We start from the raw sequence: 22,713 nt of genomic DNA, 5'->3' as shown, positions 1-22,713 counted from the left end.
ACTCTAACCTGCCCGTTAGTTTAATGAAACAGATAAATATCTCTATTCGATAAGTACCATCTTCTTAACTTTCTAGCAATAGAACTAAGTTCTTGGATTATGTCAGTAAAAACCTTTTCTGATACAAAAAAATCGTTATTTATGTGAAGTCTTATATTAATATTCTTTTAGCAGCTTCTTCTTTATCTTCAGGCGATCCCGATGTGAGAAAGGGTTCTTCTTTTTTTAATAACATTGGAAAGACTCAGACAATGAAAGAAACTCCAGTATCTACCGCAGTTTATAATAGTGAGTCTACGAATTTCACTTCTGGAAAGCAGTTATTCGGTCCTTTCATTAAGGTTCCATTTTGATTTTTTAGGTACAAATCGAAGAAATCCAGCATGTATGCATTGATAGCGAAGTTTGCTCTTGCGGGTGCGATCTTTCCTGTAATGCCTAGCATGTTGAAAATCGGAGAAATGAACTGTACATCGGTAAAATTCAAATGTTCCGTATTTTCTATATAGAGGATTTGCCCCCCTTCGTCGACCGCTAGTCGCATCCTCTCAAGCTCTAACTTTTTGTCTTCCGTTACTTGATCCTCCCACTCTCTTGTTGAGCCCATACGTTTAAGCTCTGCATCCGTGTAGACCCGTTTTTCCATCACCATTTTTAATTTTTCGAGATAGCTTTCCGAGTTGATAAACAAAAACGGCTTTCGCAGACCCTCTCTGTCACTCAAACGATAAAGCCCTCCATCAAGGTCTATTCCAACCGCGATTCGCGGATCGTATGAAGCGTCATAAGCCGTCGCTCCGCCAATGGAATGACCAAACACCCCGATATGACCGAGATCCATCCTCCCTTTTAGATTACTTGGAATCTGTCCCGTTTGGATAAGCTCGAATTGGTCCAGCGTAAATATTACATCCTTAGTTAGCACTTTTCCCAACTTGTCGCGAATTCTTCTAGTCTCCCTATAATCCTGATCAGGCGAGAATAACTCGTTGGTTGTGTCGGTTGTGATTCGACCGTCCGGAAATTCGGTTGCAAATGTATTGTAGGTGTGATCGATTACTGCCACGATATATCCGTGACTCGCGAGATGCTCGGCTTGCGTCGTGTGGAGGAACCTGGAAGAGCCAAACCCTGGACTTGCAAGAATCAGTGGGTATGCGTTCAGTTTCGAAGAGACTTTGGCCTCCAAATAAGCATGATTGGATACATACTTTAGATGTTGAAAAAGAAACCCGGGAAGGCCATAATTCCCAGCCATATAACGTAAAATCTGAGTATCAGGAATAAAAGGAGCGTAATTTCCAGTGCCAGCCTGAGCCGGATACCATACCTGAACCATCAATTCCCTTTTACCTTTCGCGGTTTTTCCAAATGTCTCCTCCCGGCTTGAATCGATAAAATGAAAGACTTGCGTGCCTACCTTCAACTCGCCGGTTGGCACCGGAAGGTCGAAGACCGGAAATACGTAGAGGAAGCCCCCAGTGGCAATTAGCCCTATCACGATAAATAGTCTGCCGAGTACCCTTCGGATTCGAGAGATGTTCCAAACGAAATTCGGCGTTATGAAAATGCCTATAACCGAAAGAATAAACATCAGAATTATGAATCCGTATAGAAATAAAAGTTGAATCCTGTATCCTTCGACAAGCAAATGTACCACTAAAAAAATGAAGCTTGCTCCGCTTGTCACGAGGAGGGTTGATTTTCGAATACGTTGATTGTAAACGAACAGGAGCACCAACAAACAAACACTTAAAAAGAAAAGCAGCATCTCTAAAAATCTCACGCCAACTCCCCCTTAAAAATAATCCTATCAGTGGATTAGTCTAAAGGAGCAGCTATGTTACTACCATTGATTTATATGACAATTGCCTTACACACTTGTAAGATTGAGTGATAGTCCAGATAACAGCCGGTTGCTGAGTTGTGATTTCTTCAACTATCGTTTCCCGTTAGTTTAATGACTTTTCACTACTTAAGATTGCTTCCAATATTTTTTTACCTGTGGAGTCTATCATAGTTCCTTGAGAAGGCTCTTTTTTAGTAATCCATTTTATGAATTGAGCAATATAATAATCCATCAGCACATTGGTGAAAAAAGAATAATTTGATAGCAATACAACTCCTACACGGAGTTCCTTGTTGAAAGCTAAATAACTATTAAAACCAGCTGTACCCCCGTTATGCCAGAGTATACCTTGATCTAGAAGTTTATCCTCACCCCAGCCAAAATAACGGTTTGAATTTCCGATCCACATCGGGAGATGACTTTTTTGTAGCGTAGAGGCTATCGGATTATCATCATTTAGATTGGCTTGGACAAATAAACTCAAATCGCGAACAGAGGACTTAATTCCTCCAGCTCCTTCATGTATAGAAAGATCCCAATGAGGGACTCTTTTCCCAGTAGAAGCATGTCCATTCAAAAACCTGCCATCCTGTTCTGAATCCAGCATAACGGCTCTCTCATCCATCTTTAATGGACTCGTTATATATCTTTTTAACAGTTCGTCATACTTGCTTCCTGACACCTTACATAGAATGTTTCCCAGTATGGCCACACCGATATTGGAATATCCAAACGAACCGATGCTATCCGTGTAGTCAGCATTAGATAAAAATGCAGTTAAATCTTGCTCGGTATACATTGAATAAGGATTTGCTCTTTTTTTAGCCAGATTGTGGTTGGTTGCCAATATAGGTAATCCCGAGGTATGAGTAGCAAGGTTTTTCAAGGTAATTTTATTCAAATAATCATTTTCAACATTTGGCACGAACTTACCAACCATGTCATCCGAGGAAAGCAGTTTTTCCCGTTCCATTTCCAATAGAAGTAGGATGTAAAAACTTTGGTTATGGATCCGATTTCAAACAACATATTTTCAGGAGGGACGATACTGTTCTTTTTACTATTACCAAACGAAAAGTATTCAATATCTCCCTCCCTAACAATCCCGATAGCAAGATGTAAATGTTTCTTATCTTTCGTGTAATCTAATACAAAACTATGTAAATCCAAATCCTTCATAGTAAAAGTTACTCCTTTTAGTTTTAAGATGCTTACATAAAGCGAATGTTGCGATCAGCATATTTTTCAGAATTCCAACTCTATATTACCATAACTTGGAATTGAGGTATGGAAAATATGTTTCCACGTTAAGCTGCTCGTTAGTTCAATGGATGAACGGAGTAAATGAAGATTAGATATACGTCAATCTTTAAAATGAGCATGTTCTTGTCCAGTGACATAATACCAAAATAGAGCAGCTGCCAATTGGCAAGCTGCTCTATGATTTTTTTGAAACTCCTGTTGAGCATCTCTCGTTTAAGGAATCTTAACCGGTACATTGAAATCATCCACGTTAATATGTCCAAATCCACTAGTGGATTGATCAACTACCTTAATATAGAGCTCCTCACCGATGTATTCCGAAGCATCCCAGATTTTCCTTTGGTATTCTTCATAATTCGATGCTGTCTCCTTAAATAACGTTTTACCGTCTGATACTCGGACTAGCGCAACATAAAGCTTATCCATATCACGGCCACCACTTAAAAGGAAATTGATTTTCCCATTCCCGCCAAGGACAAAATTTACTGTTCTCAGCGTCCCCGTTAAGCTGTCACCACCGGCTGACTCATTAAATCCCCATAAGTGATATCCGCCAGGAATCTTATGTGACGGATTGAAATAGATCGTGTCCCAGAAAAAAGAAGTGTCGGTCACATGTACATCCTGGAACGCATCTCCTTCCGTGATCCAACCGCTCAAATCTCCTGTAGCAAAATCATGGTTAGGTAGTTCCGTAATATCCGTATACACGGTGTTGTCCCAGTTGGCTGGTATGTCCACTGGTGCTGCCGCCTCACCGGTTAGGGCTTTCATATTCCATACTTCCATTGACTTGATCGTGATATCCTGATCTGCCCAAATCTGCAAACCCAATGAGTCGTATCGGCCGACGTAAACGCGGGTTGTAAGTTTTTTCTTATAATTGGCAAAGGCTTCAACAACCGAACGATCGAGGAAGATGTGAAGCTTCACATTTTCTCCGTCCAGATCTACGTATCCACCTTGAATGCCATCCACGCGTACATCCGGATCAATGCTGCTCTTCGTCCGATCCACATTAAAAGTCCCGTTAGATTTATCGTAGTAAATGAATGTTTCTTCCTGACCATTATCGGATCGTCGTACCTTAAGACCGAATTTTTCCGCATCACCTGGCTCAATTTCCATGACAATCTCCAGCATGTCACCTTTAACATCCTTAATCAATTGATTCGCAGTAGTCATATTTTCATCTGAAAAATCAACCACCTTATCGCCCCGAAGACTCTGCAATTCCTCAATCGGTTCAATGCGCAAGTCTTCATGCTCATCCAGGCTGAGTGAAACGGGCAAAGCGAGGTTATGAGCCCACCCTGCTTGGTATTCCGCTTGTGGTGTTCTTACATTTTGCACCATGGAGTAAATGACCGTTCTTCCATCGGGTGTCACCATACCACTTTCTGCAGTTAAATATCCATCGCCAACATCCATTTTGGAAGGAGACTCCTGATCAGGAATAAACCTAAAGTTATCTCGGTCCCATGTACCAATCCAGTAAAAAACCTCAACATCTCTTTGAACATCGTTTGCTGGAGGAACATGTTCTGGCTTTTCATGGGGGTTAATCATGAAAATATACTTTTGCTTCCCTGTACTGTCTTTGCCTATTGGCAGTAGTACCGGAAGTTCCCACACGGTGCCCAGTTCCGGATAGACGCTTCTGTCACTAACGTACAGCGGCCCTTTATATTCCCAATTGTACATGTCGTCGGAAACATACACTAAAGCTGTGCCGCTGCTGAAGTCTTCAAGACCGGAGGTCACTAACTGATACCATTTGTCTACCTCTTCGTCGTACCAAACAAATGGGTCGCGAAACTCATTATGGATACCATTTCCGTTCTGCTCTGTAACTGGTTCAGGGAATTTCACCCATTGTTCTAAATTGGGGTCGGACAAATCGGCCGGTGTCGCAATTCCTGTCCTTTGATTCGGAGACAGGGAGTCATTGCCGGCGGTATAAAACAAAACGGGATTTCCGTCGCGATCATATGCAGCACTGCCTGACCATGCACCATCCGGATCAAGCGTGCCTGCTTCGGGGGCAAGAGCAGGCCTCACATTTTCCCAATGCACCATATCATCACTCACCCAATGTCCCCAGTGGATTTGATGCCAGTATGGACCTTGTGGGTTATGCTGATAAAATAAATGGTATTTGCCGTTATAGTAAATGGGCGCATGTGCTTCATTCATCCAGTTTTGCGGTGGCATCGCATGATACTGAGGACGGTGCTGATCACCGTCAAACACACTCGGGTCCTCATCAATATCACCATCCGGAATATCTGGGACCGAACCGCCGTGAAGTGACTTCACCTTCTCATACTCAGCAAGGATCTCCTGACCAGTGAGAGCTTTGTTTTGCAGCTTCACTTCATCAATGAGACCGGAAAACATATTGTAAGAGAATAAACCGGCTAATTCTACGGGTTTATTATTTTTACCAATAATCAAGCTTTCTGCAGATGGTGTAATTGGAATGTTGACGGGGGTTGTTTGGGAGGCCACTTCCTCACCGTTCAGGTACAACTTAATCATTCCATCCTTTTTATCAAAAGTAGCAGCTACATAATTCCACTTGTATTTTTCGAGTGGATGATCCTTTACCCAAACTTGAATCCACTGGCCTCCAATCCCGACCTGCATGGACCATGTACCGTGCCGATACATGCCTAGAGCAAAACCTTCCGCTTTATCCTGATCGGACTGGTTTACGATTGCAGACAACTTGTTTCCGTCTCCCCATTCGTAGCTGCGTGGGGCGACCCATGCTTCAAGCGTTAACGCGTCACTTACAGGAAGGACATCCTTTCCCTTGACCTCAATTTGATTGGAGTAGCCATCGAACAACAGGGCACCGCCTTTTACTCCGCGCGGAGTCCATCTCGGGTCCTTGGAGGCCATATATCTGGCATTGTTAAATACGTAGTCCACATCATGCTCAAGGTTGCTTATTTGCTCAAGTGCCTTCTTCCCCGCACCTTCATCAAGGTTCATATAGAAAATGTCTCCCGTTCCATGAGCTTGAAAGGCATCTACTGCAATGCTAGCGTCACTGGATAGGTCTACAACCTTTATATAGAGCTTTTTGTTATAATGTTCCTGAGCTTTCCAGGAAATTTTCTCGTTATCGCTCACATTGCTTGTATGGAAAAGTAATGCATCGCTGCTTGCATCATAAAGACCGACGAAAGCGTCGTCAGGACTGCCTTGGATGTTTAACACAGTGAAATCAATGGTCCCGGTGCCCTGCAGCGTAAACGTATTGGAAGTGATGGTACCTTTTTCTTCCATAGAGGACTTGACATAGAAGTTCCCATCTTTGCCGGCCCGTGCTTCGTCAGTCACTTGGAAAGCATTGCCTTCTACGTTCCAGCCTTCCAAATTTCCAGTTTCGAAACTGGGATTTCCAATCTCTGTCGGCATTATGTTCTCTGCCATGACACCTTCTTCGGGTACAACTTCATGGAAGGTGTGAAAAGCGTCCGCAAAGATTACTCCCCAATCGGAATGACCACGATCAACGATCTCCACATATAGCTTCTTGCCTATATACTTGGACAGATCGGCTTTATATTGCTCCATATTCGCGAGTCTCAGGCCCTGTGCCGGATCTGGGAACCCGGACTCGTTAAATTCGGTGTTTCCGTACCTGGCAATCACGTTTCCTGTATCCGCATCGATGACGCTCATATACAATTGATCCGTATGCTTACCTCCGCCCAGTCTGAAGGTAATCCAGCCTGTTCCCCCCAACTCGAAGGTGCTGGAACGAAGCGTACCCGTCGCCGTCTCGTTATACTTCAACCCGTTTAAATGATAAGTGCCTTCCTGGTTATACGGGATTTGTTCGACCCAATAGGTTGTTTCGTTCGATACGCTGTTTGGACCAAACGCCTCACCTTCTACAACCGTCCAGCCTGTTAAGCTCCCGGTTTCAAAGCTTGGATTTTCAATTTGATATCGTTCAAAATCCGGCTTGATATCTGTGGCTGCAATTCCTTCAGCCGGTTCAGATTCATGGTACATGAAGAAGGCATCCGCAAATATCACGCCCCAATCCGAGGTTGCATTGTCTACGATCTCGACATACAGCTTCTTGCCCAGATATTCGGAAAGATCGGCCTTATACTGCTCCATGTTCGCAAGCCGCATGCCCTGGTCAGGATCTGGGAAGCCAACATCAGCGAAGGCGCTGTTACCGTACCTAGCAATAACTCGCCCTGTATCCGCTTCCACGATATTCACATATACCTTATTAGGATTTTTTCCACCGCCAAGCTTAAAACTGATCCATCCGCTTCCGCTCAGTTTAAATGTGCTAGAACGAAGTGTCCCGGTTGCTGCTTCGTCATTCTTCCACCCGTTTAAATGATACTCACCTTCCGCGTTATACGGGATTTCTTCTGCCCACCAAGTGGTTTCGTCTGATACGCTGTTTGGACCGAACGCATTGCCTTTAACTACAGTCCATCCCGTCAAATCGCCAGTTTCAAATCCGGGATTCTGGATTTGATAAACTGCATCCGTAATGGACAAATCCGCATCAGCTTTTGAAATGAGATCTCTTTCCACCTCAGTTTCGGCTGCAGCCGATATGACAGGAGCAACAAGCTGGAGAATCATTACCCATATGACCATTCTGGAGATCCAGGTTCTCCTTGTTTTTACATTCCTCATTCAAGAGCCTCCTTCATGATTTCATATTCAGAAAACATCGATATCGGATTTTGATAACTCTCCTGTAAACAAGGATGAAAAGTAAAGTAGCAAGAAAGGAGAGAAAAAGAACGATGAAGTTAGCGATACTAAAATATTGAATTCACTCTTTTAACTTCGGTCCCTAAAAGGGGACGGCGCTCTTAAGCGCTCTGTTTACCAAATGGATTTCATTTCCCATATATCCATTGATTTAACCAACAGTTCACCATCTCCCCAGATCTCAAGCCCCAAAGCATCCTTACGGCTTGGATACACCCGGGTCGTTAGGCTTTTCAAACCGTTGGCATACGCTTCGACCATGGAGCGGTCCAAATAAATGTGTAGCTTCAAATTTTCATCTAGGAGGTCGAGCTTACCACCTTGAACTCCACTACATTGTTCTCCTGGATGAAGCGTGCTTTTCGTCCGATCTACAGCGAGCATACACTCGTTTTTATCATAAAACAGTAGTGTCTCTTCTTCTCCCTCCGGTGTACGTCGAATTTTAATTCCGAATTGTTTGGCAGTCCCCGGTTCTATTTCCAACCGGATCTCTAGCATGTCCCCCCGAACATCTTGTAGCAAATCATTTGCCTCAGCCAGTGGCTTGGCACTTAACGAAAGCAGCTTGGTGCCGCGTAAGGATTGAAGTTCTTGAATCGGCTCAATACCTAACCGTCCATCGTCTCGCAAATACACACTTAGCGGTAAGCCTCCATTATGAGCCCAACCCGATTTATATTCCAAGTCGGGCGTTCGGTCACCTTGAGCTATCGTGAATACGATCTTTCTACCAGTCTTGGGATCAACCATTCCGCTCGGACCCGTAAAATGGAAATCACCAACGTCAATCAGCTGAGGCTCCTCTTGATCCGGAATGAATGATACGTTTTGCTTGTCAAATTGACCAATCCAATAGAATACCTCGACATCTGCTCCCTGTCCCACAGGACTTACGAGCAGGAGATGTTTGTTCTCTCCCTGCTGGTTACTACCTAGTGGAAGGAACACGGGGAGCTCCCAGATCGGTCCAAGATACGGATACTTCTGAATGTCAGCTTCAAAGAATGGCCCTTTGTACGTCCAATTCAGCATATCCTGTGATACAAAGGCCAGTGCTGCCCCACCTTCTCCTTCCATTCCCGATCCAACCAAAGCGAACCACTGGTTGTCTTCCTTCCATACATACGGATCGCGGAAATCGCCGAATGCACCCATCCCATCCTTTTGTACAATTAAAGGCTCCGGATGTTTGACCCAGTGAACCAGATCGGGCTCTTTATCCAGAGAATACGTGCTTCGAGCAAGGGCCACGCTCTGATTCGGCGAAGCCTTATCATTCCCTGCCGTAAAAAACAAGACAGGTAGACCGTCTGCATCATATGCTGCACTTCCCGACCAGATCCCGTCCGGGGCGAGTTGATCTTTTTCAGGGGCCAGGGCTACAGGAAGATCCCGCCAATGAACGAGATCCTTACTTACCCAATGTCCCCAGTGAATCTGATGAAAGAACGGCCCAAGAGGGTTATGCTGATAGAATAAGTGGTATTGTCCGGCAAAATAGATGGGTGCATGAGGCTCGTTCATCCAATGAGCCGGCGGACTAACATGATATTGGGGTCTATGTCGATCAGCCAGCAGCGGTGTCCGATCTAGCTTGATCTCATCGTAAGATAGCTGCGGCAGCGCTCCTCCATAAGCGTCCAACACATCATGATAAGAACCGACCACCTCTTCCAAGCTTAAAACCCGACTATAGATGTTGAGCTCATCCAGGATACCGCTAAACATATGAAGGCTAAATCTTTCAACTAACAGGCTACTGTGGTTATTCTTACCGATGAGCAGTTCCGTGTCTGTTGCTTGGGCTATGCGGGAACCCCGAGGCAAAGCCGTCGATGCGATTTCTCTGCCGTTTAAATACAGCTTCATCTCTCCTTGGTTCCCATCAAATACAGCATTTACGTAAGACCATTCGTTCTTTGGGAGTTCATTACCGTCTGGTGACCATACTTCCTTCCAATCTCCTCCTTCAAGACCGACTTGAAAGGACCAGGAGCCGTGACGGTACATACCAAGCAAATACCCCTCGTTTCGATCTTTATTGTGGTGATTCACTATGGCAGCCAATTTGCCTTCAGAACCCCATTCATAAGAACGCGGTGCTACCCAAACTCCTATACTGAGAGCGGCTCCACTCTCTAGCTGGTCGTTTGATTCTCCTTTTTTGACTGGATGGGAAATATAAGTCGAGTATCCATCAAAAAGGAGGCCACTTCCGATTACTCCTTGTCTCCACTGGGGGTCACGGGGTTCTGTGAATTCTGCTTGATTAAATACATACTGAATATCATCTTTTAATTGCGACACGCTCTCCACAGTGGTGGCACCTGATCCTTCATCGAAAGCCCAGGACATCATCAACCCCCGGTTATTGGATGCTTGGATCATACATCCGCCCTCCTTGAAGTCTGTTCTGTAAGGTTTTTAGAAATGTGAATGGACCGAAGAGTATCTATACGCAGTGAATCAAGTATCACTTGTCCTGATTTCACTTGAATGGAGATCGTATCCATCGGAGCATCCGGGAAAATCTGGTCAGTCAATACAACCAAACCTTCATTCCCATACACTTCAACTGCGTTGCGATCTAGCCAAATATGAATCTTAATTTTTCCATTTTCCTGAGCCATGGGGGCACCATGCTTGCTAGAGAATGAGGAGTGAAATTCATGCCGACCCGACTTCGTGCGGTCAATAAATAACCATTGGCGAACAGGATCATATCCGACAACCGTTTCACTCTCTCCGGTGGATTTCATGATGATATGAACCTCGTCCGTAGAACCAATATCCATGTCCGCTTCGATCTCTAGTAAATCATGACTAATTTTGCGGGTAAACGGTGTCCTAGGTGTAACTTTACGTCAGACCAGCTCATGGACTCATTTCGTAACTGCTCTATTTCCCGAACAGGCATTTGAATGAGTACAACGCCTTCTTCCCGGCTGGTCAAAGACAAAGCACGAGGCAGCGTCATGGACCCTCGCCAGGATTCGGTCGGTGTATCGTTGGCATATTTCCAATTACTCATCCAACCAATCATTACTCGCCGTCCGTCTTGCTCAGGTATATCTGACCAGGTAACCCCTGCATAGTTGTCCCGACCATAATCCAGCCACATCACATGATCTGCAGCATGATCGTTGATGAATGTTTGTCCATCAAAATCGCCGATAAAGTATTGTGTGCGGGACCCTTCGGGACAAGCAGGATTGTCGCCAATGCTTATGATGAGTACCCACTTGGTCTTCCCAGTGTCATCGATTGGTAATTCAAAGAGATCCGGGCACTCCCAAACGCCATCGTGTGAGCCTTCCATTTGTCCGAACTCGCCTGTCAGTGACCATTCACGCAAATTCTCCGATCCATAGAAGCGAACATGGTCTCCAGCTACGATAGCCATAATCCATCGTTTACTTTTGGAGTGCCAGAAAACTTTAGGGTCCCGGAAGTCAATCAGACCGGGTTCAGCGAGAACCGGATTTCCCGCATATTTGTGCCAAGTCCGGCCTTTATCACTGCTGTATGCCAAGCTTTGCCTTTGCCTGGGCTGTCCGCTCTCCGGATCTGTATCCGCATGAGTGAAAATCGCTATTAATCCATGCGAACCGTTGAACAGACCGCTACTATTATTCCAGTCAACGACACAGCAACCGGAAAAAATGGCTCCATGTTCATCTGGGAACAAAGCGATAGGTTCATGCTGCCAATGAATCAGATCCGGGCTTATGGCATGGCCCCAGTGCATCGGCCCCCATTTGGTGCTAAAGGGGTGGTATTGATAAAACAGATGATACTCTCCTTCGTAATAAACTAATCCGTTCGGGTCATTCAACCAGTGTGAAGGAGGTGAAAAGTGAAAACCAGGTCTCCAACTATCCTGATTGAGCTGTTTGGATTTCATTAACTTATTTATCTCATCTGTCGTCGGCATCGATTGAAGAGCTCCCTTCCGTGTTGTCACTAACGCCCCGCCGGCATTAGCAAATGTCAAAGCGCTGTTGATTTGGTCCTGTGTTATCTGATGTAACGGAATCCCACCTTCTAGCAGCTTAAATAGCAAACAACCCATGAATGCGTCACCCGCTCCTGTCGTGTCGACAGCTTTCACCGAGAAACCTGGGATATATCCTTCATGAGCAGGCAATCGGTAATAGCAGCCCTTTTCGGCTAACGTTACGACAATTACGGTGATACCAAATTGCTGTTGCAGTGATAAAGATCCTTTTTCTATGTCATTTATACCGGTGATGAAGGAGAGCTCTTCCTCTGAAATCTTCAGAATATCAGCATATTTCATACCCCAAAGGATATTCTGTTTTGCCTCCTCTGTCGTTTCCCATAGCGAAAACCGAATGTTCGGATCGTAAGAAAGCATCGCACCTGCTTCTTTGGCCTTCACAACAGCAGTTCTTGTTGCCGAACGAGCAGGCTCATGAGTCATTGATAGCGATCCGAAATGGAATAATCTACAACTTTCAATTCGATCAAGCGGGATATCTTGTGGGCTTAACAAAGTATCCGCGCCAGGTTTACGATAAAAGCTAAAAGATCGGTCCCCTTTATCATCCAAATGGACAAAAGCAAGCGTTGTATTGGCTTCCTTGGTAAATGACAGCCCTGAAACGTCAACACCACTGCTCAATAAAGTTTCATGCAGTAACGACCCGAAACGATCTTCTCCAACTTTGCTAACAAAAGCAGTTTTAACTCCCAATTGAGATAGCGACACGGTTACGTTAGCTGGAGCTCCCCCAGGATTACACTCAAACTGCTCGTTGCCTCTTGCTGTAGGATCAGCAGGTGTAAAATCTATCAATACTTCCCCAATGGCAATTACATCAAGCACGGCTTCTCTCCACCTATCATTTAAGTTATTTATTTAACGTTGCATTATAACGATCCAACCCATTTTGATAGATTTCCATCAATTCATTCAATCCCATCTTCTCCAGTGTTTTCACATAATTGTCCCATTGTTCATCGACACCGCCATCAACAATGAATTTACCGCGTTGAGTGTTCACGTATTTTATGAGTTCCGATTCGATTCGATTGATTTTGTCCAACTCTTCAGGTTCAAAGAAGATACTTGGATAGTTTTCCTTTTCCATGTAAGGATCATAGTATGTCTCTAAATCTTTAGCACGCTGCTGTGCTCGAGGTTCCATATCCACTACTTTTCCGAAATCTTCAATGGTTATGACCCCGGGTCCCCCTGTGCCTGGAGCCACTTTTTGGCGGAATTCCCCAGCAGAGGTTCCTTCAGGCAGCGGAAAATTTACCAATTTTCCACTCTCATCCTTTTCGAAGACTACGTCCAGTGGACCCCAGTGAATTTGAGCAGCCATGTATGGTTCATATTGCTGATCAATCCATCGCATTGTAATCTCAGGATTTTGGTTTTCTTTTGTAATTACAAAGGCACCACGACCGGGACCGCCTCCATTGCTCCGTCCGATGGTTTGGTCACCATCAGGTCCTTTTAATGGTGACAGCAACGCGTAATCCTGGCCTCGTTCAGTCCCCACAACCTCTTCCTTCTCCCACCAGATGTAAGAACCGAGCGTTTCATCCGTTGTTTTTCCCTTGGCCAGATACTGTGCTGCATCCTGAGTGAAGGACTCGGGGTCAATGAGGCCCTGTTTATACCATTTCTCGTTAAAATATTTAAGCGCTTCCTTGTATTCCGGCTGGGTTGCAGTAAAAATGACTTTACCATCCCGTACAACACGGTGCTCCAGGTTATCCGGAAGTCCAAACGCTCCGAAAATACCCGCTATATCCATGCACCATTGCATGTGCATAAAACTTAATGGAATTTCATCGGCTTTACCGTTTCCATTGGGATCCTGGGTCTTAAATGCAACCAGTGCCGCCGTGTATTCATCCAAGGTCTGCGGCATATCTAATCCCAGTTTGTCGAGCCATTTTTTATTGATCACGTGAAAGAAGGGATTGGTGCCAAGGTTGTTCTCTTCCCAAGAAGGTAACCCGTAAATATGCCCATCCGGAGCTGTGATAGAAGACTTGATATCAGGTCGACGATCTAAAAGCGCTTTCAGATTAGGTGCATATTGATCAATTAAATCTTCCAACGGGATGATGGTCCCGTCTTTCCCATAATTAATTAATTCGTAATCCGTAAATCCCGCTCCGTAAAAGGCATCCGGCAAATTGCCACTGGCTAGTAACAAATTCTTTTTTTCTGTAAAGTCGGTATCCGGGATATTTTCCCACTCAATCTTCACGTTGGTTTGTTCTTCAAGCCGTTTAAAAATTTCCATTTGCGAGTACTCCGGTGCCAATGCGGCTTTGGGGGATATCATTTTCAAAGAAATTGCGTCTTCGACAATCGGAAGACCCGTTTTGTTAAAAGCGATAGCCTGATCGGAATTCTTTGCTCCACTGTTATCTCCTGAGCATCCACTTATGACAACCGCTCCCGTAAGAATTAAAATACCTGCACCTTTAAATACCGATTTCATCGTACATGAGCCTCCCTAAGAAGTTTTCTTTAAGCTTGCAGATGCTTTGATTTTGCCGTACATCCCCCCTCTCAAGTACCCTATCCATATCAGCCCTTGATCGAACCGATCATTACACCTTTGACAAAGTACTTTTGTAAGAATGGATATAAAATGAGCAGCGGCAAGCTCGAAACGATGATGACACCATATTTGATAAGCTCCGTGACGCGCATCTTGGCTGCATATGATTCGACATCCATCATCATGCCGGAATTCACCTGATTCTGGACGAGTATATTGCGAAGCACCAACTGCAGAGGGTACTTGCTCTCGTCGTTCATATAGATCAAAGCATCGAAAAAACCGTTCCAGAAACCTACCACATGGTATAGAACCATGACGGCAATGATTGATTTTGACAATGGCAATACGATACTCCAGAAAAATCTGGTGTTGGAACAACCATCAATTGAAGCAGCCTCCCACAGTTCATCGGGGATGGATGATTGAAAAAATGTCCTTACGATGATGACATTAAATACACTGCCGGCTCCAGGAATAACAAGGGCCCAGATGGTATTCAACATATGGAGATCTTTGATCAACAGATACGTAGGAATAAGTCCGCCGCTAAAAAACATGGTGATCATCAAGAACCACATCAATCCGGATTTTCCCACCAGATTTTTACGAGCTAACGGATAGGCAGCAAATACGGTAACGGCTACTCCAATCAATGTTCCTAACCCGGCATATAAAATGGAGTTGGCATACCCGATCCAAATGGATGAATCGCTAAATATTCGTGCATATCCATCCAACGTAAAACCTTTTGGAACTAACCAAACATCCCCAGAGTAAATATGATTGGGATCACTGAATGAAGCAATCAACACAAAATACAACGGAAATAAAACGAGCAGCATAACCACGCTCAACAAGGTTAGGTTGATAACATCAAACCAAACATCTCCACGGCTTTTTCTTTTCAATAGTTGATTCAAAGAGAGCTCCCCCTTACCAAAGGCTTGTTTCCGTCAATCTTTTGGCAATTCGGTTGACGGTGACAATCAGGATGATATTGATGATCGAATTGAACAGTCCGACTGCCGTAGAAAAGCTGTATTGTGCCTTCTGAATCCCCATCTCATAAACATAGGTCGGAAGAATATTGGAAGTGGCGTAGTTCAAATCGTTTTGCATAAGAAAAGCCTTCTCAAAGCCGATACTCATGATGTTACCGAGCGCGAGAATCAGCAAGATGACGATCGTCGGCAGAATGCTTGGAATATCCACATACCAAACTCGTTTCCATTTACTTGCTCCATCCATAATTGCCGCCTCATGCAGTTCGGGATTCACGCCCGCCAGAGCAGCAAGGTAAATAATCGTGGCAAATCCCGTCTCTTGCCAGATCCCCGACAAGATGTACAACGGACGGAACCACCCTTCGTCAGCCATAAAGAGAACCGGCTCACCCCCGAGCCAGGTAATAAGATGGTTAACGATTCCGCTGTTAGGCGATAAAAAAACATGGAGCATACCGACAAGAACAACGGTAGAAATAAAGTGAGGTGCATAAATCACAGTCTGGATAAATTTCTTATAACGCTTGCCTAACATCTGATTCAGCATAATTGCAATGATTATCGGGACTGGAAATCCAAACAGTAACGATAGAAAGCTGAGTGTTATCGTATTGGTTATGATCGACCAGAAGTTATAGGAATTAAAGAAATCAATGAAATGCTGGAGTCCTACCCATTCACTTCCCCAAATTCCCTGGCTCGGCGAAAAGTCCTTGAATGCAATTTGTACTCCATACATGGGGTAATACTTGAAGACGAGATATATGATTATAATGGGTAAAAGAAACAGATACAGTTCATAGTCGCGCTTGACACGAGTCCACATGTGGTTTCTCACTTGGCGTGAGGTTTGGTATCCAGTAGAGTTTTTTGAATTCACCTTCGCATTCCCTCTCTTCGTTGAAGTAGCACTGCATTGAAACGTTTCCAATAAAAATTGAAACGTTTCCATTTTTACGTGAATAAAACCCCTCTCCTCCATTTTCTCATGCATTTGAAGCGACTTGGTTTTTGATTTCTTAGATCGTTAGCAAAATATTCGCTAACGATCAATTATATAAGTTACGTAGTCTCACCTTGTCTGAATTGCACAGGCAGATGATATACGTCCTTTTCTAGCGCCGCGCCTTCGAACTTTTGATATAAAAGTCTAATGGTTGTACGTGCCATTTCCTCTACGGGTTGCCTAATAGTCGATAATATGGGGTGGAAATAAGGGTGATCTTGGATGCCATCATATCCGACGACCTTAACATCTTCTGGAACACGTATCCCCAGCCTGCTCGCCCTGTCGATATAATTGGCGGCTAACAGATCCGTAATGGCAAAAATACCGTCTACATCGCGATGAGTACTAAAGAACTCGTTAAAATAGCTGTTATCGTCGATAATGGGGTCTGGCTTCTCGTATATGACATAGTCAACGTTCATTTTCTGTGCTTCATCAACAAACCCTTTTCTACGGTTCATCGTTTCGCTAAAGACAGAAGTAACGCTTCCAATAAAAGCTGGTTTTTTGGCGCCTGCCTCTACAAGTTTCCTTAAAGCGAGACGTCCTCCTTCATAATTATCTGATGTCACACACGTGATTTTTTTGTTGAAGTGTCTGTCAATACTCACAATCGGAATGTTATTGCTCACACTGCTTTCGATATCGTTATACGTAATACCGACAATCCCGGCGACTTTGTTTTGTCGCAGCATATCCAGGTAATATAGTTCCTTTTCTGGCTTGCCTCCGCTATTGCACAGCATAAGTTTAAAGCCTTCCTGATCTAGCTCATCTTCTATGTAATAAGCCAGTTCAGAAAAAAAAGGATTCCAGATACTTGGGAGTAGTAATGCTACAGTCTTTGATTTCTGCATCTTGAAATTGCGAGCGACTTCATTAGGGAAATAATTGAGCTCTTGTATAGCTTTTTCTACTTTTCTGCGTGTTTCAGGTTTTACTGCGCCTGAGTTGTTAATCACACGGGAAACCGTACCAACAGCTACACCAGCTAGACTGGCCACATCTTTAATACTTGACATTTAACCTCCTACTTAAGCTTTGTTATGAAATTCATAATAACACCAAGTTGGAAACGTTTCAATATATTTTTTGAAACGTTTCCAAACAGTGATAAATCAACTATTATCAGAGTAGGTGGATACACACCAAGTATACCAGTTGGCCAAAGGGAATTTCTCCGTCCGCATTCACCTTAAGGGGCCAAAAGAGTTAAGAAAGTTGAACCGAAGTTTTAATCACATGGCTGAAGAACTCGGTAGTCTTGAACTGCTGCGTTCCGATTTTATTAATAATTTTTCGCATGAATTCAAAACACCGAAATGCCATTAAATATTCGCCTTCGTATTCCGAGATCACAATCGTTATGGATTCGAAGGATCAACATGTCAGTATATCTATTCACAATAATGGCCCAGGGATTGATGCGAGTCAGCAAAAACACATTTTCGATAAATTCTATCAAGGAGATTCTTCTCACGCCTCCCCTGGCAATGGATTGGGTTTAAGCATTGCACAAAAGATTGTTGTACTGCATGGCGGGAAGATTCAGGTTGCAAGCTCAGATGACACAAGTACAACTTTTGAAGTGATTCTTCCTTCGATTTAGCAACAATCCCTTTTTCTCAGCATCTAGATTGAGAAAATGGGATTGTTCGCTTCTGGCAAAATGTCCAAATCCCAACAACAACTTCAGGAGATTATTTTTTATTTAAATCACGGTTTTTCAGAAGTAAAGTCATCTCTTCTGACGTTTCCTGCATACCTCTAGCAAACCATTCTTCAATCCATCCGAATAATCCATATGAAAAATAAGCTGCTACATAAGCACCGAAGTTTGGATATTCTGGTTTGGGTCCAAATAGTTCTTTGAGTATTTCCTTCAGCAAAGCTCCCCAAAAGTTCATCTTCCGATGTACCACCACTCTCTTGATATTCCGTATACCAACTGTCTATTAATTTATAAAGATATTCTTTCAGAACATCCTCTTTTTCATCATAATTACCGTGATGCGGATACCTCTCCTATTCCTGTAAAAATGGTATTTGAGATGGTAGGACCCCCCAGCTTTTATCCAGAGGACTGGGTTACCTACGGTTTGGATCAGAATCCAGAGGCAGCAGCAAACTTATTCAGCGTGATGTCTGGTAACACGATTACAACAGATATGTTAGGAACAGCAATCTATGATGAAGCAGTCAAAGATATTTCACCGTTTATGTGGATTGATAATAATTCTGTACCAACGCTAGCTGCCTATGGCAAATACGATAAGATCGCGCTCCGTTCGGAACAGTAAAACATCTGATCAACGCATTGGAAGAAAACAATGTTCCCCATGATTATATTGAGTTTCCCCATTCAGGTCATGGTCTTCAAAATGACAATAAGCTGTATTTAAAATATATAGAAAAGTTGAATGAGTACCTGGAACGATATATGGGAAGGGAGTAAAACAAATTAGATACGCAGTCCTGTCTGTAGCTTTATTGTTCAAGGATCACGGTGTTGAGTTGTTTGGACGGGAATATGGACATATCAAGATACTGAAAAACAAACAAAGGCGTCGCTTGCAGCGGCGCTTTTGTTTGTACTGATAACATAAAAAAGCCGCTAAAACAGCGACTTCAATGGGACTTTGTTCTTGTCCCTCAACAAACTTTCCTATAATGCCACTATTACGTTCCTTATGGAAACGCAGCAATAAGACTGGAATCATACTTTTTCCTTCTTGCGTGCCCAAACAACAACCGAAAGCACAAGCAGCATTTTGCTTTACTCTTCATGGGACTCTTTTCAGGATGCATTTGATCTACCAACAATGGGAGAATATGCATATCAAGAAACCAATGAGTCCGATTTACCATCCAATAGCCGCACCATCGCAGCGTGGGTCCGTGCCCCCGAGCAGGAAGCCATTGTCATCGATCATAATGGCATGCGCATGCCCCATGACTCCCGCAAAATCTTCAACTATGTGCACCGCGTGTCCAGCCAGCCGTAAACGCTGCTGCACTTCTGCCGCGATCCGGCCCTCCACTCTCAATGCTTGCGTTGCCTCTCCCCATGTTCTTCCCCACACCCAGCGGGGTTCATGCACAGCGATTTGCGGGGTCATGCCATAATCCACCATGCGGGTCAGCAGCGCGGTCTGTGTCTGCGGCTGTCCTTCACCTCCCTGGGTTCCGTACAAAATATACGGCTTCCCATTGCAGCAAGCCATCGCCGGCATCAGGGTATGAAAGGTTCTTTTGTCTGGTTCAAGCCTGTTCACATGCGACGGCTCAAGAGAAAAGAACGAGCCCCGGTTTTGCAGCAAAATACCGGTGTCTCCCCCAACTACGGCCGAGCCAAACTCAAAATAGAGGCTTTGGATAAATGAAACGGCATTGCCCTCACTGTCTACTACCGCCGCATATGCCGTATCATGGCCTACCGGCTGGGTATCCATCGGCATAGCTCGCTCCATATCGATACAGGCCGCCAGCTTCGCGGCGTAGGATTTGGACAGCAGTCGGTCCAGTGGGATGGAGGAAAATTGTGGGTCTGTTAAATATCGGTCGCGGTCGCGGAAGCTCAGCTTCAGCGCCTCCACAAGCAGGTGATAGTACTCATAGGAACCATGCTCTATACTCTCAAAATCAAACTGTTCGAGAATATGAAGCGCCATGATGCCGGTAAAGCCCTGTGAGTTCGGCGGGACCTGATAAAGGTCAAGACCACGGTAACTCCCTTTGACCGGCTCCACCCATTCACCTCTGTGTCTCGCAAAATCCTCCAGTGTCAGCAGACCGCCCTGCTCCGCAAGTGAGCGAACAATCTCCTGACCAACACTGCCTGAATAAAATACGTCCCTCCCGTGGTCCGCAACCTGCAGCAGGCTGCTTCCCAACGCAGACTGCACAAATCGGCTGCCTTGCTCCGGGACCTTTCCTCCGGGTAGATAGATGGCGGCCGTCTGTGGATAAGCTGCCAGCACATCGAAACGCTCAGCCGTATTGACATGCTGGTCCGGCGACAGTGGGAAGCCTTCCAGCGCATAACGGATCGCGGGCTCAAGCACTTCTGCCAGCGTCTTCGAGCCATATTCCTGTAATATGGCATCCCAGCCGTCCACCATACCCGGCACGGTAATGACGCTTCGGGGTCCCCGCTGCGGGATGGCTGATTCGCCGGCGAAGCAGGCCGCGGTAATCCGACTGCCCGAACGTCCACTCGCGTTATATGCCCTGACCTTTCTCTCTTCGGTGCTATAGGTCAGCCAGAAGGAATCGCCTCCCAGTCCCGTCATATGGGGGTATACGACGGCAAGACAGGCGCTCACTGCCACGGCGGCATCAAAGGCGTTACCTCCCTGCTGCAAAATACGCGATCCTGCCGCGCTGGCCAAAGAATGAGGACTGACTACCATCGTCTGTGTGCCTGTGACTTGTGGAGCCATCCTGCCACCTTCTTTCTCTTCTATGTTCAACTGAGGGTAATTCCTGTTTGTTGCTAATCATGTTACCAATTCAGACGCGAATGACTGAGCTGTATGCAAAGCAGACTGCCATCTGCCGGAGGCATACACCCAGCGACTCATTTTTGTACCTGATAGCAGCTGCGTGACATCCGAAGCATCCGTGACAACAAAGTTGCAGTCATGCCCTTCTTCTATTCCATACTCGTCGCGGCCCGTGATTTCAGCAGGTATATCCGTGATCATCCGCAGCAGCTGTACTAAATCCCGTTCACTGCCCATATGGGCAGCATATGATGTGATTTGGGCGATCTGTATCAGATCCCCGCGACCGAACGGATGGAACGGGTCTTGAATATTGTCGGAGGCCGCAGCAAGCGGAATGCCTTCTGCAAGTAGCTCGCGAATGCGTGTTATGCCCCGTCTTACCAGGCCGCGATCTTCCCGTCCCTGAAGATACAGGTTCACCGCAGGCAGCGTTACCGCGTTCAGACCGGCTTCCTTCATCTTCGCCATCACATGCTGTGCATCTTTTACCGTCATTGCGGACAATGAGCACAGATGATCTGCCGTCACTCTGCCCTGATAACCGTAGCGAATCGTATGCTCTGCGATGCTCAGCACGCTTTTTTTTCCGGGATTATCACTTTCATCTGCATGCAGATCAATGGGTACGCCAAAACGTTCTGCTAACCGAAAAATCCTGCCAATCTCTCTTTCAGAATCGTCTGCCAGATGAGGGGCTCCCCCCAGCACATCAATTCCCATCCGAAGTGCTTCCTCGATTGCCTCATCCGCAGCTTCATGATTGCCGCGGAACGGTACCATGAGCGCATATTGGATAGCCATACGGCCCTTCAACTTCTCCCGTACTTCCAAGGCTGCCTCAATTGTCCGAAAGGCCACCTCTCTCCCCAAATGAACAGGGAAGTCGAGGTGGCTCCTTATGGTCGTGGTCCCGTAGCTTAGTGCCATTCTGGCTGCAGTCAGCATGCGTTCCGCTAGCTGCTCCTTGCTGAATGTCTGTACAGCCTGGCTGTAATTAAGAATGGCTTCATGAAGTGTACCGGATCGGTTCGACACCTGCTCAAGCGAGAAGGCCTTATCCAGATGCATATGACAGTCAACCAGGCCAGGAAGCATCATGCCGCCCTGCAGATCGATGCAATCCGCGTCTGCGAGCCGTTTCAGATCCGATCCAGCCTGATGCGGGACCATCAGTCGGGAAGAACCACTTTCCCGTGCATCAAGGAAACGATCTTGCCGACGGATACTAACCCATTTTCCAACCTCCGCCTTTAGTTCATAAAGACCAAGGTCTTCCCGATGCGGAAGGCATACATTAATGAAACGCAGCCCTGCACTCATTGTGCGGTAGCCAGCGCCTGAAGCACGGCCAGATCCTCCTCGTCAAGCTCGGTGGCCGGACCCGCTTTGATCATATCCGAGAACATTTCGTCCGGTACCATGGTTGTCAGACAATACAGACGTGTGCTGCCCGTGTTAATAATATCGTGATGGTTGCCCGGTGGAATGATAATGAATGAGCCTTGGCGGATCGGAGTCTCATACTCGTTGCCAACTTTGGCTAGCCCCTCCCCTTTTAACACATAAAAATATTCATAAGCTTCCCGGTGTTCATTGGATGGAGTTCTGCCTCCAACCTCGAAGATCTCCACAAATGAAGTGAAAGGAACCTGCTCCCTGTCGCACAGCAGGATGAACTTATTCGTATCCTGTGCGGAAATTTTGTGGACGGGACAATTCTCAAAGTTACCAGCAACCAGACCAGGAATGTTCACCATAT

At 45.3% G+C, this 22,713-nt stretch carries 17 protein-coding genes; 3 read left to right on the top strand and 14 right to left on the bottom strand.

Translation table 11 applies throughout. The features are described 5' to 3' along the window. Positions 1-280: 280 nt before the first annotated feature. The 10 genes from ABGV42_RS04860 to ABGV42_RS04815 form a co-directional block, all read right to left on the bottom strand. The gene (locus tag ABGV42_RS04860; RefSeq protein ID WP_347380632.1) at positions 281-1,786 is read right to left on the bottom strand and encodes an alpha/beta hydrolase family protein; all 1,506 of its coding nucleotides are present in this window, start codon (positions 1,784-1,786) and stop codon (positions 281-283) included. Between the two features lie 166 nt (positions 1,787-1,952). Beyond that, positions 1,953-2,828, bottom strand: a complete 876-nt coding sequence (locus tag ABGV42_RS04855) for a serine hydrolase domain-containing protein (protein ID WP_347380631.1) — start codon at positions 2,826-2,828, stop codon at positions 1,953-1,955. Positions 2,829-3,325: 497 nt separating this feature from the next. Beyond that, the gene (locus tag ABGV42_RS04850) at positions 3,326-7,795 is read right to left on the bottom strand and encodes a GH32 C-terminal domain-containing protein (RefSeq protein ID WP_347380630.1); all 4,470 of its coding nucleotides are present in this window, start codon (positions 7,793-7,795) and stop codon (positions 3,326-3,328) included. A gap of 195 nt (positions 7,796-7,990) precedes the next feature. Further along, complete coding sequence (locus ABGV42_RS04845) at positions 7,991-10,267, bottom strand: GH32 C-terminal domain-containing protein (protein WP_347380629.1); 2,277 nt, start codon at positions 10,265-10,267, stop codon at positions 7,991-7,993. Next, positions 10,264-10,674 carry a GH32 C-terminal domain-containing protein gene (locus tag ABGV42_RS04840; protein ID WP_347380628.1) on the bottom strand — a complete coding sequence of 137 codons (411 nt, stop codon included), beginning with the start codon at positions 10,672-10,674 and terminating at the stop codon, positions 10,264-10,266. The genes ABGV42_RS04845 and ABGV42_RS04840 overlap by 4 nt, the downstream gene beginning before the upstream one ends. Positions 10,675-10,688: 14 nt before the next feature. Continuing rightward, on the bottom strand, positions 10,689-12,728 hold the full coding sequence (locus tag ABGV42_RS04835) for a PfkB family carbohydrate kinase (RefSeq protein ID WP_347380627.1): 2,040 nt from the start codon (positions 12,726-12,728) through the stop codon (positions 10,689-10,691). Positions 12,729-12,753: 25 nt separating this feature from the next. Beyond that, a complete protein-coding gene (locus ABGV42_RS04830) occupies positions 12,754-14,367 on the bottom strand; it encodes an ABC transporter substrate-binding protein (protein ID WP_347380626.1) in 1,614 nt (537 codons plus the stop codon). An 89-nt stretch (positions 14,368-14,456) separates the two neighbouring features. Beyond that, positions 14,457-15,353, bottom strand: coding sequence for a carbohydrate ABC transporter permease (locus ABGV42_RS04825; protein WP_347380625.1), 897 nt, complete (start codon positions 15,351-15,353; stop codon positions 14,457-14,459). A 13-nt stretch (positions 15,354-15,366) separates the two neighbouring features. After that, positions 15,367-16,263, bottom strand: a complete 897-nt coding sequence (locus tag ABGV42_RS04820) for an ABC transporter permease (RefSeq protein ID WP_347383142.1) — start codon at positions 16,261-16,263, stop codon at positions 15,367-15,369. 236 nt (positions 16,264-16,499) lie between these two features. Next, positions 16,500-17,468, bottom strand: a complete 969-nt coding sequence (locus ABGV42_RS04815) for a LacI family DNA-binding transcriptional regulator (RefSeq protein WP_347380624.1) — start codon at positions 17,466-17,468, stop codon at positions 16,500-16,502. 115 nt (positions 17,469-17,583) lie between these two features. Here ABGV42_RS04815 and ABGV42_RS04810 point away from each other — a divergent pair, with 115 nt between their 5' ends. Beyond that, the gene (locus ABGV42_RS04810) at positions 17,584-17,778 is read left to right on the top strand and encodes a HAMP domain-containing protein (RefSeq protein WP_347380623.1); all 195 of its coding nucleotides are present in this window, start codon (positions 17,584-17,586) and stop codon (positions 17,776-17,778) included. Positions 17,779-17,812: 34 nt separating this feature from the next. After that, positions 17,813-18,055, top strand: coding sequence for a sensor histidine kinase (locus ABGV42_RS04805; RefSeq protein WP_347380622.1), 243 nt, complete (start codon positions 17,813-17,815; stop codon positions 18,053-18,055). Between the two features lie 91 nt (positions 18,056-18,146). Here ABGV42_RS04805 and ABGV42_RS04800 read toward each other — a convergent pair whose 3' ends face one another. Continuing rightward, a complete protein-coding gene (locus ABGV42_RS04800; protein ID WP_347380621.1) occupies positions 18,147-18,353 on the bottom strand; it encodes a TetR-like C-terminal domain-containing protein in 207 nt (68 codons plus the stop codon). Between the two features lie 6 nt (positions 18,354-18,359). Between ABGV42_RS04800 and ABGV42_RS04795 the strand changes: the two genes are divergently transcribed. Further along, positions 18,360-18,746, top strand: a complete 387-nt coding sequence (locus tag ABGV42_RS04795) for a hypothetical protein (protein WP_347380620.1) — start codon at positions 18,360-18,362, stop codon at positions 18,744-18,746. Positions 18,747-19,307: 561 nt separating this feature from the next. Here ABGV42_RS04795 and ggt read toward each other — a convergent pair. The 3 genes from ggt to ABGV42_RS04780 are packed head-to-tail and all read right to left on the bottom strand — an operon-like array spanning position 19,308 to position 22,711. Further along, complete coding sequence (ggt, locus tag ABGV42_RS04790) at positions 19,308-20,888, bottom strand: gamma-glutamyltransferase (RefSeq protein ID WP_347380619.1); 1,581 nt, start codon at positions 20,886-20,888, stop codon at positions 19,308-19,310. A 57-nt stretch (positions 20,889-20,945) separates the two neighbouring features. After that, positions 20,946-22,274: an amidohydrolase family protein gene (locus ABGV42_RS04785; protein ID WP_347380618.1), complete on the bottom strand. Its 1,329-nt coding sequence runs from the start codon at positions 22,272-22,274 to the stop codon at positions 20,946-20,948. Beyond that, the gene (locus ABGV42_RS04780; protein WP_090898515.1) at positions 22,271-22,711 is read right to left on the bottom strand and encodes a cupin domain-containing protein; all 441 of its coding nucleotides are present in this window, start codon (positions 22,709-22,711) and stop codon (positions 22,271-22,273) included. The genes ABGV42_RS04785 and ABGV42_RS04780 overlap by 4 nt, the downstream gene beginning before the upstream one ends. Between the last annotated feature and the right edge of the window lie 2 nt (positions 22,712-22,713).

The organism is Paenibacillus pabuli, from assembly GCF_039831995.1.
In the GTDB taxonomy this organism is placed as follows: Bacteria; Bacillota; Bacilli; order Paenibacillales; family Paenibacillaceae; genus Paenibacillus; species Paenibacillus pabuli_C.
Note: the sequence above shows the minus strand (reverse complement) of the source record. Positions and strands in the feature narration are given on the sequence as shown.